We start from the raw sequence: 13887 nt of genomic DNA, 5'->3' as shown, positions 1-13887 counted from the left end.
TTAATAAGGGTGGGTGTTTTCTTATTTGGCAAACATCTGCCCAATGTCCTTGAAGGCTTTGAACTCCAACGCGTTGCCGCAGGGGTCGAAGAGGAACATGGTGGCTTGTTCACCGACCTGGCCCTGAAAGCGGATATAGGGTTCGATCACAAATGTGGTTTGCCGTGTTTTGAGCCGGTCAGCCAACGCTTCCCATTCTTCCCAATCCAGCACAACGCCAAAATGCGGCACCGGCACGTCGTGGCCGTCCACTGCATTGCTTAGGGCTTTTTCCTGGGCCGGGCTTTTGGCTTGTTGGTGGATAACCAGTTGATGGCCGAAGAAATTGAAGTCGACCCACTGCTCGCTGCTGCGGCCTTCGGCGCAGCCAAACACCTCGCCGTAGAAATGCCGAGCGGCGGCGAGGTCGTGAACAGGGATTGCCAAATGGAAAGGGGACAGCGCCATGACAAACAACCTCAATCAGGGATACGGAGTGCCCTGAGTTTAGGCCAATGGCGCTTAGATCAAAACGCCGGAACGACCGCACCTTGATATTTTTCAAGAATGAATTGCTTAACTTCCGGGCTGTGCAACGCGGCGACTAGCTTCTGCATCGGAATCGAATCCCGATTGTCCGGACGAGCGACCAAGATGTTCACGTAAGGCGAGTCGCTGCCTTCGATGAGTAACGCATCTTTGGTTGGGTCCAACTGCACCGCCAATGCGTAGTTGGTGTTGATCAGCGCCAGATCAATGCTGGTCAACACGCGAGGCAAGGTGGCCGCTTCCAGCTCGCGAAATTTCAGCGCCTTTGGGTTATCCGCAATGTCTTTGGGTGTCGACAGAATGTTGGTCGGGTCTTTCAGTGTGATCAAGCCGCCCTTCGCCAACAGCAACAGCGCCCGACCTTCATTGGTGGGGTCGTTGGGCAGGGCTACGGTCGCGCCGTCCGGTAATTCATCGAGCTTTTTATAGGTACTGGAGTAAGCGCCCAGTGGCTCGACGTGGACCTTGGCGACGGCCACCAAATCGGTGCCTTTGCCTTTGTTGAATTCATCCAGGTACGGTTGATGCTGGAAGAAGTTAGCGTCGAGGCGTTTTTCTGCGAGTTGCACGTTGGGCTGGATGTAATCGTTGAAGACTTTGATTTGCAGATCGATCCCGTCTTTGGCCAGCATCGGTTTGACCACTTCGAGAATTTCCGCGTGGGGTACGGCCGAGGCGCCCACAACCAAGGTTTCATCAGCGTGGGCGCTCAGAGCAACTAAAGCGGCGAACACTGCGATAAGCTTTTTCATGCATCAACTCCGTGAAAAGCCCCCTCGTTCGAGAAGGCCTTGGCTGTCTAGGTTTAGCGGTGGGTAAAGTGCGCCACCAGCTTGTCGCCGACGGTTTGCAGGATCTGCACCAGGACTAATAGCAATACGACCGTGACGAACATCACATCGTTCTGAAAGCGTTGGTAACCATAACGAATCGCCAAATCACCAAGGCCGCCTGCACCCACGGCACCGGCCATGGCGGTGAATGACACCAAGGCGATGGCGGTCACGGTAATCGCGGCCAGAATGCCAGGCCGCGCTTCGGGCAACAGCGCTTTGATAATGATCTGCCGAGTCGTTGCGCCCATGGCTTGGGTCGCTTCGATGATGCCCTTGTCAACTTCGCGCAACGCGGTTTCGACCAGTCGTGCGAAGAATGGCGTAGCCCCGGCCACCAGTGGTGGCAAGGTGCCGAGAACACCCAGCGAGGTGCCAGTGATCAGCTCTGTAAGGGGCATCATCACGATCAGCAAGATGATAAAGGGCAGCGCGCGCAGCATGTTGACCAACAGCGCCACGGTGGCATACAGACGATGGTTTTCCAACAGCTGGCGTGGCGAGGTCAGGAACATCAACACCCCCAGCGGCAGGCCCAGCAGCACGGTGAAGGCCAGCGAAATAACGAGCATCACCAACGTATCGCCGGTAGCGATCCAGATTTCGTACCAATCGACGTTGGAGAATAGATTCACCAGAGTGTCCATCATCGCAGCACCTCCATGTGGACATCCGCGGCGGTGAAGCGGGCAAACGCCGCCTCCATGTCGCCACCGGTGATGGCCAAGGTCAGTTGCCCATACGGAGTATCTTTGATGCGGTCGATGCGGCCAGCAAGGATGCTGTAATCGACGCCCGTCTCTCGAGCCACGGTGCCCAGCAGCGGCGCGTAAGTGGATTCTCCCTGAAAGGTCAGACGCACGATGCGGCCCTGCACATGGGCGAAGTCGTCACGAAGCTCGCCGTCGTCGATCTGCTCGTCTTCTTGCACAAAACGCTTGGTTGTCGGGTGCTGTGGGTGCAGAAACACATCCGCCACCGGACCCTGTTCGACGATTTTTCCCGCATCCATTACCGCCACGTAATCACAGACGCGACGGATAACGTCCATCTCGTGAGTGATCAGGACGATGGTCAGTTTCAGCTCTCGGTTGATTTCAGCCAACAGTTGCAGCACCGACGCCGTGGTTTGCGGATCCAGGGCGCTAGTGGCTTCGTCGCACAGCAGTATTTTTGGTTTAGTCGCCAGTGCGCGCGCAATACCAACGCGTTGCTTTTGCCCGCCCGACAACTGAGTTGGGTATTTTTTCGCCTGGTCGGCCAGGCCGACGCGTTCCAGCAACTCGGCCACACGCGCACTAATCTGACTGCGCGTCATGTCGCCTGCAAGGGTCAACGGCATACCGACGTTATCAGCGACAGTCCGGGACGCCAGCAAATTGAAATGCTGAAAGATCATGCCGACTTGGCGGCGAAAACCCCTTAAGGCAGTGGCGTCGAAAGCGGTGACGTCTTCGCCATCGACAACGATTTGTCCGCCGCTCGGTGTTTCCAGGCGATTGATCAGCCGCAGAAGCGTGCTTTTGCCGGCGCCGGAATGGCCGATCAGGCCGAATACCTGGCCGTCTTCGACCCGCAGACTGGTGGGGTGCAAAGCGGGGATGTCCCGATCCGCAACCCGATAGGTTTTGTGGACGTTATGAAACTCGATCACGTAGCGAACCTTGTGGGGGCGCGGTAAAAAAGGCTGGTGAAAGTGCCGAATGCCCAGGCGTTCTTACGACCAACAAACACCGACTGGGTGAGCCGGGCGCGCATTTTAGCCTGTCCGGCGGGAGGTTCTTAGCATTAATTTCATACTGGACTGACGAAACGGCAATATCGGGAATCTGAGTCGGACATCCATTGGCGAGCAGACCAAAGGTCGCAAAATACTCGGAACGGCTTATTTCGTTCTTAGTCATTAATAGACACCGGCGTTTCCTGAGTTACGTGCCAGGAGAGTCAATCCCGATTACATCCGTAACGACCCAGTTGACGGGTGACCTGAGTCCCAGGAGATTTAGTCTGATGGCCACTAAGAAGACCATAACCAACACGACAACCCATGCGAATTCTAACCCTGTGAGCAGCCAGATGGCGGGCACCGACACATTGGATCGGGGCAACACCAATGAGAAAGTTGAAAGCCTTGATCAGTTTCGATCTGACGCCACTGGGCAAGCCTTGCGTACCAATCAGGGCGTAAAGGTTTCTGACAACCAAAACACGCTCAAAGTCGGTGATCGCGGCCCGTCTTTGCTTGAAGATTTCATCATGCGTGAAAAAATCACGCATTTTGACCATGAACGAATTCCAGAGCGCATCGTGCATGCACGCGGCACAGCCGCGCATGGTTATTTTCAAACCTACGAAAATCATGCGCTGCTAAGCAAGGCAGGATTCCTGCAGGATCCTGGGAAAAAGACCCCGGTGTTCGCGCGTTTCTCTACGGTCCAGGGGCCACGGGGCTCTGGCGATACGGTGCGTGATGTCAGGGGTTTTGCCGTCAAGTTCTACACCGAGGAAGGCAACTTCGATTTGGTTGGCAACAACATGCCGGTGTTCTTTATTCAAGACGCGATCAAATTCCCTGACTTCGTCCACGCGGTAAAACCTGAACCGCACAATGAAATCCCAACCGGCGGTTCTGCCCACGATACGTTTTGGGACTTCGTCTCGTTGGTTCCGGAATCTGCACACATGGTGTTGTGGACCATGTCTGATCGCGCCATTCCGAAGAGCCTGCGGACGATGCAGGGGTTCGGGATACACACCTTTCGCTTAATCAACGCCGAAGGTAAGTCGAGCTTCGTCAAGTTTCACTGGAAGCCGAAATTCGGCGTCTGCTCCCTGCTGTGGGATGAAGCACAAAAATTGGCCGGTAAAGACACCGACTTCCACCGTCGCGACCTGTGGGAGTCGATCGAAACCGGCGATTACCCTGAGTGGGAATTCGGTGTGCAGATCGTCGCCGAAGAGGACGAGCATAAGTTTGATTTCGACATCCTCGATCCGACCAAAATTATTCCCGAAGAGCTGGTGCCGGTAACGCCGCTGGGCAAGATGGTGCTAAACCGCAATCCGGATAACTTTTTTGCCGAGACTGAGCAGGTCGCGTTCTGCCCAGGACATATGGTGCCAGGCATCGATTTCTCCAACGATCCACTGCTGCAAGGTCGGCTGTTTTCCTACACTGATACCCAGATCAGCCGACTTGGTGGACCGAATTTCCACGAAATCCCGATAAACCGTCCGCTTGCGCCGAATCACAGCGACCAACGCGACGCGCTGCATAGGATGACCATCGACAAAGGCCGGGCTTCCTATGAGCCTAATTCCATCGACGGTGGCTGGCCTAAAGAAACGCCATCGGCCCCGCAGGACGGTGGTTTCGAGACTTATCCCGAGCGTCTAGAGGCGCACAAGGTAAGGCGTCGGAGCGAATCGTTTTCTGATCACTTCTCTCAGGCGACGCTGTTTTTCAACAGCATGAGCCATCACGAAAAAGAGCACATTATCGCCGCCTACAGTTTCGAGTTAGGTAAGGTCGAACGTGAATCGATTCGCGCGCGGCAGATCAATGAAATTCTGGCAAACATTGATTTAGAACTGGCGGCACGGGTAGCTGCCAACCTCGGACTTTCTGCGCCTACCTCGGGTACGGTCACACCCCATACGGTATCGGTCACAGAGTCGCCTGCCTTGAGTCAGGTGAACTTGCTGTCTGGCGATATTGTTTCGCGCAAAGTGGCGATTCTGGCTGCGAACGGTGTTGACGGTGCGGCTATCGACGCCTTGAAGAAGGCACTGGAGGCGGAGGGTGCGCACGCCAAACTGCTTGGCCCTACGTCTGCACCGATCAAGACCGCCGATGGTCAGTTCCTGCCTGTGGATGCGTCTATGGAAGGCATGCCTTCTGTGGCGTTTGATGCGGTATTCGTACCCGGCGGCGCCGACTCAGTGACCGCGTTAAGCACCAACGGTGTGGCATTGCACTTCTTGTTGGAGGCATATAAGCACTTGAAAGCCATCGCCTTGAGTGGTGAGGCCAGCCAGTTGCTGGACGTTCTTCACTTGGATGCGGACGACGGATTGTTAGTGAGCAAGAATGGCAAGCTGTTCAAAGCATTTTTTGCCGCGATTGCACAACACCGCGTGTGGGCGCGAGAGCCTAAGGCTAAAGCGATTCCGGCATGATCGTTCTGTAGTAACCCACTTGTTAGCGAGGCGGTGGTCTGACTCACCGCATTAAGCCTTTCGCCAACAAGTGGGCTTCTACAGAAAATTTCGAATTCGGGATTTACAGCTTCGCGGGCTTGAGGATCAGATGGGCAGGTTGGCTTCGATCAATCTGCCTTTCCAATTGCAATTCAAAGTCGGGATTAATCTTTGTCACACGCTTGGTCAGCAACGTCGCGAGCCAAGGGTAGTCGTCGGTGCGCGGCACCTGTAGCGTCACGGTGCAATTGAAGGCAGTTACGTCGGCGGCAATCCCATCGAGCTGCCTACGTAGTTCGCGCATTTCGCCGATTTTTAGTGCAATTGATGTGCTTTCTGCCGCAGGGTCAATGACCTTCGCAATGCGTTTAGCTTCCGCCGCTTTTAGCTCTGCTTCTGCTTTTTCCAATTCGGCTTTACGTGCTTGAGCTATTGCGCCATTGACGCCGCTAGTGAGTGCCGGCGCCTTAGGCATCAGTACGCGGGCACGACTTAAGGCTGTGGCTGCGGCGTTGATATCGCCTTTCTGTAGCACCACTTGGCTACGCTTCAAATACGCCTCGGCCAGTTGTCGCTGGTATTGCTCTATGCGGGGATCATTGGGCATCTGTTTTTGCAGCGCTGCCAACTGATCCTCAGCCGTGGCTAATTCGCTGCTGGCAATGTTTTGCCCAAGCTGCTCGAAGCCATTTGGCTCTGGAGCGGGCGCAGGGGACTCGACCATCGGCACTGTCTGGCAAGCGCCTAACAGGATGGAAAATGCGACAAGGAGCAGATAACGGGAGGTGAACGGCTTCATCCTGCGACTCTCTAATTGCGCAAAAAACGAGCAAGTTTACACATAAGTGCCTTGCCTCGAAAATAACTGTTCGATTGTGAGCGCATTTGTGGGTCTGGCACTACCGCTTAGGCAAAACGAAGCTGAGTAAAAATAGCCCCGCGGCACAGATCACAATCGATGGTCCGGCCGGAGTGTCCTTGAACCAGGACAGGGCCAGCCCGCAGCACACCGCAACCACACCTAATAGACTAGCGCCCAAGGCCATTTGTTCGGGAGATCGTGCGTGACGTTGTGCCGCAGCCGCTGGAATGATCAATAAAGAGGTTATTAATAGAACGCCGACGATCTTCATCGCCACCGCAATAACGATCGCGATCAGCAGCATTAAGGTCAGGCGCAGTGTTGCCACGGGCAATCCTTCGACGGTTGCCAACTCTTCATGCACCGTGATGGCCAATAACGGTCGCCAGAGCACGATGATCAGTCCCAGGACCATAGCGCTGCCGCTCAGGATCCACGCCAGGTCAGTTGGACTGATCGCCAACAAGTCACCGAACAAGTAACCCATCAAATCGATGCGGACGTTGTGCATGAAACTTAGTACTACCAGTCCGAGGGACAGCGTACTGGGTGCGAGAATGCCTAACAGCGTGTCGGATGCCAGCGGCTGGCGTTGTTGCAACGTCACCAACAAGATTGCCAATAGCAGGCAGCCGACGGTGACCGCTAAAGCAGGGCTGATGTTTAGCAAAAAACCCAATGCCACACCGAGCAAGGCTGCGTGGGACAAGGTGTCGCCAAAATACGCCATGCGTCGCCAGACCACGAACGAGCCCAACGGGCCCGCGACCACCGCCAGAGCCAAACCTGCCAACAGGGCATAGAGTAGAAAATCAGCCATGCTTGCAGTTGTCTCCGTGGAGATGAGTCGGTTGTGCCGCTGCTGCACTGTCATCGACCACCGCGCCGTGCAAATCATGGGCGTGATCGTGATGGTGGTGATAAATAGCCAAACTTTGCGCGTTGGTGCCAAATAGCTCAACGAAGGCCGGATCGTTACTGACCTGTTCAGGGTGGCCCGAACAGCACACGTGCCGGTTCAGACAAACCACTTGATCGGTCGTACTCATCACCAGATGCAGGTCGTGAGACACCATCAGCACGCCGCAGCCATGACGATCACGCAGGCGGGTAATCAGGCTGTACAGATCGGCTTGGCCTGCAACGTCGACGCCTTGCACCGGTTCATCGAGAACCAACAATTCAGGTTCGCGCAGTAAGGCCCGGGCTAGCAGAACCCGTTGCATTTCACCTCCGGAAATACCCTGCAGCGGGCTGTCGATCACCCGTTCAGCGCCAACTTCATTGAGTGCCGACAGTGCCCGAAGGCGGCCCACACCAGGCACCAACCTTAGAAAACGCAGCACCGATAACGGCAGTGTGGGGTCGACATGAAGCTTTTGTGGCATGTAGCCGACACGCAATTTCGGTTTTCGCCAAACAGTCCCGGAGTCTGGCTTTAGCAAACCCAAAACGGCCCGCACAAGCGTGGTTTTGCCAGCACCGTTGGGACCGATCAAAGTGACAATTTGTCCGGGCTCCACACTAAGCTGGATGTTCTCCAGCACACTTTGCCCGGCGAAGGCGACGTTCACCTGGTCGATATGGATCAATGCAGTGCTCATCAGGCGGCCTTGCAACCTGCACAAATTCCAAGAATTTCGATGGTTTGCCCTTCAACGGTGAAACCCACTTCCGTCGCTGCACTGATTACGGCTTGAGTAATGAGTGGATGTTGGAGTTCGATAGCCGCATTGCATTCGCGGCAAATCAGAAATTGGCCCTGATGCGCATGCGTCGGATGGTTGCAGCCGGTGAATGAGTTGAGCGAGGCAATCCGGTGAACGAGACCGTTTTCCAGTAGAAAATCCAAAGCTCGGTACACAGTAGGGGGCGCGGCGCGACGACCATCTTCTTCACTCAACACCGCCAGGATGTCGTAGGCACCCAACGGTTTATGGCTTTGCCAGACCAGCTCCAGTACACGACGACGCAGGGCGGTCAGGCGTAAGCCTTTACGCGCGCACAGCGTGTCAGCCTCGGAAAGCGCAGTGTGTACGCAATGGGAGTGATCGTGGGGACGACTGGCAAGCGGGGTTTTGGGCATGGGCGAGGACGATTTTTGTGAGAGACGTTATTATGTTACCTGTTCCTGTCTCTTTCGGTGGTTTTCGTGTCCCGTCTTTTTGTCATCGTTGTTGCTCTATCTGCCAGCGTACTGATGATTTCTTCTGCCAACGCTGATGTTCGGGTATTGACCAGTATCAAGCCGTTACAGCTCATTGCTGCTGCCGTTCAGGACGGTGTAGGCAAGCCAGAAGTGCTTCTGCCGCCGGGCGCATCACCCCATAATTACGCGCTCCGCCCGTCCGATGTACGGCGGGTGGGCGACGTTGATCTGCTTTATTGGATCGGTCCAGACATGGAGAGCTTCCTGCCTCGCGTGCTGAAAAATCGCACATTGCCGACCATCAGCGTTCAGTCGTTACCAGGCCTGCACCTGCGCCATTTCGCGGCTGATAGCCAATCTCATGAAGCTGCTGACACGGCAGAACACGATCACGATCACCGGCCGGGCAGCCTTGATGCTCACCTGTGGTTGTCCTCGGTGAATGCGCGAGTGATCGCGGCTCGGATGGCCAGCGATTTGTCTGTGGCGGACCCCACGCACTCGGCACGTTATGAAAGTAACTTGAAGGCGTTCGACACGCGTCTCGACGCATTGGATGTGCAATTGAAGTCCCGGGTCGCTGGCGTTGTGAACATGCCATTCTTTGTTTTTCACGAGGCATTCGATTACTTCGAAGACGCTTACGGGATCAAGCACGCGGGTGTATTGAGCGTGGCCGAAGAAGTGCAGCCAGGGGCTCAGCACGTCGCTGCAATGCGTGCAAGACTGACTGAAGTCGGCAAAACGTGTGTGTTCAGCGAGCCTCCGCTACGCCCGCGCCTCGCGGAAACCCTGTCGGCAGGCTTACCCGTAAAATTGGCTGAGCTCGATGGTCTTGGAGGCTACGCTCCTGCGACCGCGCAGGGCTACGAGCAGATGATGAAAAAAATCGGCAATGATTTGGTCAGTTGCCTGGAGTCTCTGTGAGGCAGTCGTGATCGGTAACGGCACTCCAAAAGCAGATGGTCGTCCAGTTTATGGGTGCCGTTCAGGGTTACTAAAAAGCTCGATAGCAAAGAGCGTCAACTTTTATAGCGCAAACGGCAGCGGTGTATGAATATGCTGACGTTGTGCCAATCGTTGCTGGAACTCCATTGGGTCGTGGATCAATACATTTTGCCCGGCAAATGATTCTGCGGCGATCAAGCGTGACAGCCAGAAACGAACACAGGCCACGCGCAGCATCGTCGGCCACAGTTCGGCTTCGCCAGCGGTAAAGGGGCGTAAGCCAACGTAGGCACCGAGCATGGCGCGGGCCCGGGGTCCGTCGATCTGGCCGTTTTGGAATGAGCACCAGTCGTTCAGCGCAATCGCAACGTCATAAAGCATCGGGCCTGAGCAGGCGTTGTAGAAATCAATCAGTCCTGTCAGATGGGTACCTTCAAACAGTACGTTGTCGCGAAACAGGTCTGCGTGCAGGTTGGCTCGCGGCAAAGCCAGAATACGAGACTTAAGACGCTCGATTTCTTCCAGCGCCGATTGCAGCAGTCCACGCTGGATTTCGTTCAGGTGCGACAAAAAGGTTGTGCCCTCAGTCAGCATCCAGTCTAGCCCCCGATCCGTTTTGCGCTCTAGCACTCGGTCACGGGTGGCCACGTGTAGATGCCCGAGCAATTCGCCAATCTGCACGCAGTGCTGAGTGTTCGGCTCTTTGATGTGTTTGCCCGCCAGGCGCGGCTGCAACAGAGCCGGTTTGCCCGCCAGCTCGCGCAATGCGCTGCCCTGAGTGGTGCGCAGGGCATAAGGCACTGGCAAGTTCGCGTCGTGCAGGACATCGAGCAGTTCGATGAAAAACGGCAAATCCTGAATCGGACCACGTTCCACCAATGTCAGAACGAACTCGCCCTGTTCCAGGCTGACGAAAAAATTGCTGTTTTCGCTGCCAGCGGCAATGCCCTGAAAATCACGCAAACGGCCTAGGCCGTAAGGGGCAAGAAAGGTTTCCAGCTCGGGCCGAGCCAGGGGGGTAAACACGGACATGATCAAGACTGCCAGCAAATTAAGTGAATGTGGGGCGTTACCAACTGAAAAGCACCCATGAGGGAATTAGCATGTCCGGTTGGTCCGAACGAATGAAGTTGGCGTCTGTGCCATCGGCGCGGACTAAAAAATACGGTTTGCCATGCGCCGGCGTGATCTTGATCGCATAAAGGAAGCCATTTTGTCGGTACTCTTGAATGACTTTGTCACCTTCAGTGTGAATAGTGATGTCCGGTTCCGCTGAAGGGGCTTCGTCTTGCGCATTAACCGCGAACGGACAGAGTAGCAACAGACTGGCCAGCAACAGGCGATTTGTTGTTCGCATGATAACCTTGTCCCTTTGTCGTCAACGGTCCTCGCATTCTAGCGCCGACCCCGTCGAAAAGGTTGATCCTGCTCATGAGCCAAGCCCCCCTCGTCCTGGTGGACGGTTCTTCTTATCTCTACCGCGCCTTTCACGCGCTGCCTCCGCTCGCCACCTCTAAGGGGTTGCCTACCGGGGCGGTGAAAGGCGTGCTTAATATGCTTAAAAGTTTGCGTCGGCAATACCCCGACAGCCCGTTTGCTGTGGTTTTCGATGCCAAAGGCGGCACGTTTCGCGACGCTCTCTACGCCGAATACAAAGCTAATCGCCCGAGCATGCCGGATGATCTTCGGGTGCAGGTTGATCTGCTTCACGCTTGCGTAAAGGGCTTGGGCTATCCGTTACTGTGTGTTGAAAATGTCGAGGCTGATGACGTCATCGGTACATTGGCCCGCAGCAGCGCGGCCGCTGATCGTCCGGTCATCATCTCGACCGGCGATAAGGACATGGCGCAGCTGGTCGATGGGCACATTACCTTGGTCAACACGATGACTGGAAGCGTGCTGGATATCGCTGGCGTGAAGGAGAAGTTCGGCGTCGGTCCTGAGCACATCATCGATTACCTTGCGCTGATGGGCGATAAAGTCGACAACATCCCAGGCGTACCTGGTGTAGGTGAGAAAACTGCGGTGGGTCTGCTGGCGGGCATTGGCGGCGGATTAATCGACGTTTATGCGAATCTGGAAAAAGTCGCGGCTCTGCCGATTCGCGGTGCGAAAACACTGGCAATCAAGCTCGAAGAGCACAAGACCATGGCGTTCCTGTCCTACGAGCTGGCGACGATCAAAATCGACGTGCCGTTGGATATTGAGCTAGATGCGTTGCATTGCAGTGAGCCTGACCGTGAAAAATTGGTCGAGTTATACACCGAGCTGGAATTCAAAAGCTGGATCGAAGAGTTACAGCGCGATGCGAAACGCGCTGGCGAAGAGATTGTTATATCCGACGATCCAATGGTCGTTCCGACACGCTATGAGACCATCCTCGAACAGGATCAATTAGATACCTGGATGAAAAAGCTAAACGGCGCCAAGCTTTTCGCGTTCGTCACTCAAAGCAACGGGCTCGACGCTCAGCGGGCACAACTGGTCGGCATTTCGTTTGCGGTCAAGGTCAACGAGGCGGCCTACGTCCCGCTGACCCACTCTTACATGGGCGTGCCGCAGCAACTGGATCGCGACATGGTGCTGCGCACACTCCAGCCATTACTTGAGGACGCGAGCAAAATCAAAGTCGGTCAGCACGCCAAATTTGATATCAATATTCTCGCTAACTGCGCGATGGATGGTGATCAGAGTCAAGGCATCACGGTTCGAGGCTTGGCGTTTGACACCATGCTCGAATCCTACGTATTGGATTCAACGGCCACTCGCCATGACAAAGACAATTTAGCGCTCAAGTATTTGAATCACACTAATATCAGCCTGCAAGACATCGCCGGCAAAGGCGTTAAGCAACTGAGCTTTGACCAGATTGCGTTGGAGCAGGCCGCCCAGTTTGCGGCCGAAGACGCCGATCTGACCCTGCGCTTGCACCACGCTTTGATGGAGCGACTCGCGGTGACGCCAAGTTTGGCGCCGGTGCTGACTGATATCGAAATGCCGCTGGTGCCGGTGTTGGCGAGAATTGAACGCCAGGGTGCTTTGGTCGATGCCAAGTTACTGGGTATTCAGAGCGTCGAGCTGGGCGACAAGATGACCGGGCTGGAGCGTGAGGCTTTCGCGATTGCCGGTGAGGAGTTCAATCTGGGTTCGCCCAAGCAGTTGGGAGTGATTCTCTATGAAAAGCTCGGGCTGCCTGTTCTGAGCAAAACTGCCAAGGGCCAGGCGTCTACGGCCGAGGCGGTCTTGGCCGAACTGGCCGAGCTGGATTTCCCGCTGCCTAAAGTGCTGATGCAATACCGCTCGATGAGCAAACTGAAAAGCACCTACACCGACCGTTTGCCCGAGCAGATAAACCCGCGCACCGGGCGGATTCACACGTCGTACCATCAGGCCGTGGCAGCGACGGGTCGTTTGTCCTCCAGTGATCCTAACCTGCAGAACATTCCGATTCGTAGCGCCGAAGGGCGCCGGATTCGTCAGGCCTTTATTGCGCCCAAAGGCTACAAGCTGTTGGCGGCGGACTATTCGCAGATTGAACTGCGGATCATGGCCCATTTGGCCAAGGATGAAGGCTTGCTCCACGCGTTCCGCAACGACCTGGATGTGCACCGCGCGACAGCCGCCGAGGTATTTGGTGTCGAACTGGACAGCGTTAGCATTGACATGCGTCGCAAGGCTAAGGCCATCAACTTTGGTTTGATCTACGGCATGAGTGCCTTTGGTCTGGCTAAGCAGATTGGCGTGGATCGTAAAGAGTCCCAAGCTTATATCGATCGTTATTTCGCCCGTTACCCAGGCGTGCTCGACTATATGGAGCGCACTCGGGCGCAGGCCGCAGAACAGGGTTTTGTTGAAACCTTGTTCGGCCGTCGACTGTATTTGCCCGATATCAATGCCAAGAATCAATCGCTTCGCAAGGGTGCCGAACGGACTGCAATTAATGCGCCCATGCAAGGCACTGCCGCCGATATCATCAAGAAGGCGATGATTGCTGTGGATGGTTGGCTGACTGACTCGGGAATCGATGCTCGGGTTATCTTGCAGGTGCATGACGAGTTGGTTCTGGAAGTGCGCGAAGATCTTGTCGAAGAGGTAAACGAACTGATTCGTCCTTACATGAGCGGCGCAGCAACGTTAGACGTACCGCTGCTCGTGGAGGTTGGCGTGGGTAACAACTGGGATGAGGCTCACTAAACGAACGTTGTTACTGCGACTTAAGGTCGCAGTAACAACGCTATCTATCGGCGGCTTATGCTTCGAATTTTCGATTTCTATCGCGAACAGCTTTAACCACCAAGGAACTAAACCGGTGAATTGGCACTCAGAGACTAGGAATGGCTGGTGAAGCCCTTCGATGCTCCTATGTT

The 13887-nt window shown here is 55.3% G+C and carries 13 protein-coding genes; 3 read left to right on the top strand and 10 right to left on the bottom strand.

What is annotated here, in order from left to right; all coding sequences use genetic code 11:
- Positions 1 to 21 precede the first annotated feature (21 nt).
- The 4 genes from RGW60_RS18570 to RGW60_RS18555 are packed head-to-tail and all read right to left on the bottom strand — an operon-like array spanning position 22 to position 3015.
- Positions 22 to 447 carry a VOC family protein gene (locus tag RGW60_RS18570; RefSeq protein WP_322205945.1) on the bottom strand — a complete coding sequence of 142 codons (426 nt, stop codon included), beginning with the start codon at positions 445 to 447 and terminating at the stop codon, positions 22 to 24.
- 59 nt (positions 448 to 506) lie between these two features.
- Positions 507 to 1280, bottom strand: coding sequence for a MetQ/NlpA family ABC transporter substrate-binding protein (locus RGW60_RS18565; RefSeq protein ID WP_322205944.1), 774 nt, complete (start codon positions 1278 to 1280; stop codon positions 507 to 509).
- A 53-nt stretch (positions 1281 to 1333) separates the two neighbouring features.
- Positions 1334 to 2008, bottom strand: a complete 675-nt coding sequence (locus tag RGW60_RS18560; protein ID WP_322206969.1) for a methionine ABC transporter permease — start codon at positions 2006 to 2008, stop codon at positions 1334 to 1336.
- A complete protein-coding gene (locus RGW60_RS18555) occupies positions 2008 to 3015 on the bottom strand; it encodes a methionine ABC transporter ATP-binding protein (protein ID WP_322205943.1) in 1008 nt (335 codons plus the stop codon). Before RGW60_RS18555 ends, RGW60_RS18560 begins: the two co-directional genes overlap by 1 nt.
- A gap of 356 nt (positions 3016 to 3371) precedes the next feature.
- Here RGW60_RS18555 and katE point away from each other — a divergent pair, with 356 nt between their 5' ends.
- On the top strand, positions 3372 to 5540 hold the full coding sequence (gene katE, locus RGW60_RS18550) for a catalase HPII (protein ID WP_322205942.1): 2169 nt from the start codon (positions 3372 to 3374) through the stop codon (positions 5538 to 5540).
- Between the two features lie 103 nt (positions 5541 to 5643).
- On the opposite strand, the gene RGW60_RS18545 is transcribed toward katE, so the two are convergent.
- The 4 genes from RGW60_RS18545 to RGW60_RS18530 all read right to left on the bottom strand — a co-directional run bounded on the left by RGW60_RS18545 (position 5644) and on the right by RGW60_RS18530 (position 8509).
- The gene (locus RGW60_RS18545) at positions 5644 to 6360 is read right to left on the bottom strand and encodes a PA5502 family lipoprotein (protein ID WP_322205941.1); all 717 of its coding nucleotides are present in this window, start codon (positions 6358 to 6360) and stop codon (positions 5644 to 5646) included.
- A gap of 100 nt (positions 6361 to 6460) precedes the next feature.
- Complete coding sequence (gene znuB, locus RGW60_RS18540) at positions 6461 to 7243, bottom strand: zinc ABC transporter permease subunit ZnuB (protein ID WP_322205940.1); 783 nt, start codon at positions 7241 to 7243, stop codon at positions 6461 to 6463.
- A complete protein-coding gene (gene znuC, locus RGW60_RS18535) occupies positions 7236 to 8027 on the bottom strand; it encodes a zinc ABC transporter ATP-binding protein ZnuC (protein WP_322205939.1) in 792 nt (263 codons plus the stop codon). The genes znuB and znuC overlap by 8 nt, the downstream gene beginning before the upstream one ends.
- A complete protein-coding gene (locus RGW60_RS18530; RefSeq protein WP_322205938.1) occupies positions 8027 to 8509 on the bottom strand; it encodes a Fur family transcriptional regulator in 483 nt (160 codons plus the stop codon). Before RGW60_RS18530 ends, znuC begins: the two co-directional genes overlap by 1 nt.
- Positions 8510 to 8575: 66 nt before the next feature.
- Here RGW60_RS18530 and RGW60_RS18525 point away from each other — a divergent pair, with 66 nt between their 5' ends.
- On the top strand, positions 8576 to 9499 hold the full coding sequence (locus RGW60_RS18525; protein ID WP_322205937.1) for a zinc ABC transporter substrate-binding protein: 924 nt from the start codon (positions 8576 to 8578) through the stop codon (positions 9497 to 9499).
- A 102-nt stretch (positions 9500 to 9601) separates the two neighbouring features.
- Here RGW60_RS18525 and RGW60_RS18520 read toward each other — a convergent pair whose 3' ends face one another.
- Positions 9602 to 10552, bottom strand: coding sequence for a homoserine kinase (locus RGW60_RS18520; RefSeq protein ID WP_322205936.1), 951 nt, complete (start codon positions 10550 to 10552; stop codon positions 9602 to 9604).
- Between the two features lie 37 nt (positions 10553 to 10589).
- Positions 10590 to 10877 carry a DUF2782 domain-containing protein gene (locus RGW60_RS18515; protein WP_322205935.1) on the bottom strand — a complete coding sequence of 96 codons (288 nt, stop codon included), beginning with the start codon at positions 10875 to 10877 and terminating at the stop codon, positions 10590 to 10592.
- Between the two features lie 74 nt (positions 10878 to 10951).
- Between RGW60_RS18515 and polA the strand changes: the two genes are divergently transcribed.
- On the top strand, positions 10952 to 13714 hold the full coding sequence (gene polA / locus RGW60_RS18510; protein ID WP_322205934.1) for a DNA polymerase I: 2763 nt from the start codon (positions 10952 to 10954) through the stop codon (positions 13712 to 13714).
- Positions 13715 to 13887: the final 173 nt, after the last annotated feature.

This window comes from Pseudomonas sp. AB6 (assembly GCF_034314105.1).
Taxonomy (GTDB): Bacteria; Pseudomonadota; Gammaproteobacteria; order Pseudomonadales; family Pseudomonadaceae; genus Aquipseudomonas.
The sequence above is the reverse complement of the archived record's forward strand: the minus strand, read 5'-3'. Positions and strand labels throughout refer to the sequence as shown.

What these genes read in the sequence shown, in the direction of transcription:
- RGW60_RS18570 (WP_322205945.1), bottom strand. Translation starts at nt 447, where the DNA reads ATGGCGCTGTCCCCTTTCCATTTGGCAATCCCTGTTCACGACCTCGCC.
- RGW60_RS18560 (WP_322206969.1), bottom strand. Translation starts at nt 2,008, where the DNA reads ATGGACACTCTGGTGAATCTATTCTCCAACGTCGATTGGTACGAAATC.
- znuB (WP_322205940.1), bottom strand. Translation starts at nt 7,243, where the DNA reads ATGGCTGATTTTCTACTCTATGCCCTGTTGGCAGGTTTGGCTCTGGCG.
- RGW60_RS18565 (WP_322205944.1), bottom strand. Translation starts at nt 1,280, where the DNA reads ATGAAAAAGCTTATCGCAGTGTTCGCCGCTTTAGTTGCTCTGAGCGCC.
- RGW60_RS18545 (WP_322205941.1), bottom strand. Translation starts at nt 6,360, where the DNA reads ATGAAGCCGTTCACCTCCCGTTATCTGCTCCTTGTCGCATTTTCCATC.
- katE (WP_322205942.1), top strand. Translation starts at nt 3,372, where the DNA reads ATGGCCACTAAGAAGACCATAACCAACACGACAACCCATGCGAATTCT.
- RGW60_RS18520 (WP_322205936.1), bottom strand. Translation starts at nt 10,552, where the DNA reads ATGTCCGTGTTTACCCCCCTGGCTCGGCCCGAGCTGGAAACCTTTCTT.
- znuC (WP_322205939.1), bottom strand. Translation starts at nt 8,027, where the DNA reads ATGAGCACTGCATTGATCCATATCGACCAGGTGAACGTCGCCTTCGCC.
- polA (WP_322205934.1), top strand. Translation starts at nt 10,952, where the DNA reads ATGAGCCAAGCCCCCCTCGTCCTGGTGGACGGTTCTTCTTATCTCTAC.
- RGW60_RS18530 (WP_322205938.1), bottom strand. Translation starts at nt 8,509, where the DNA reads ATGCCCAAAACCCCGCTTGCCAGTCGTCCCCACGATCACTCCCATTGC.
- RGW60_RS18515 (WP_322205935.1), bottom strand. Translation starts at nt 10,877, where the DNA reads ATGCGAACAACAAATCGCCTGTTGCTGGCCAGTCTGTTGCTACTCTGT.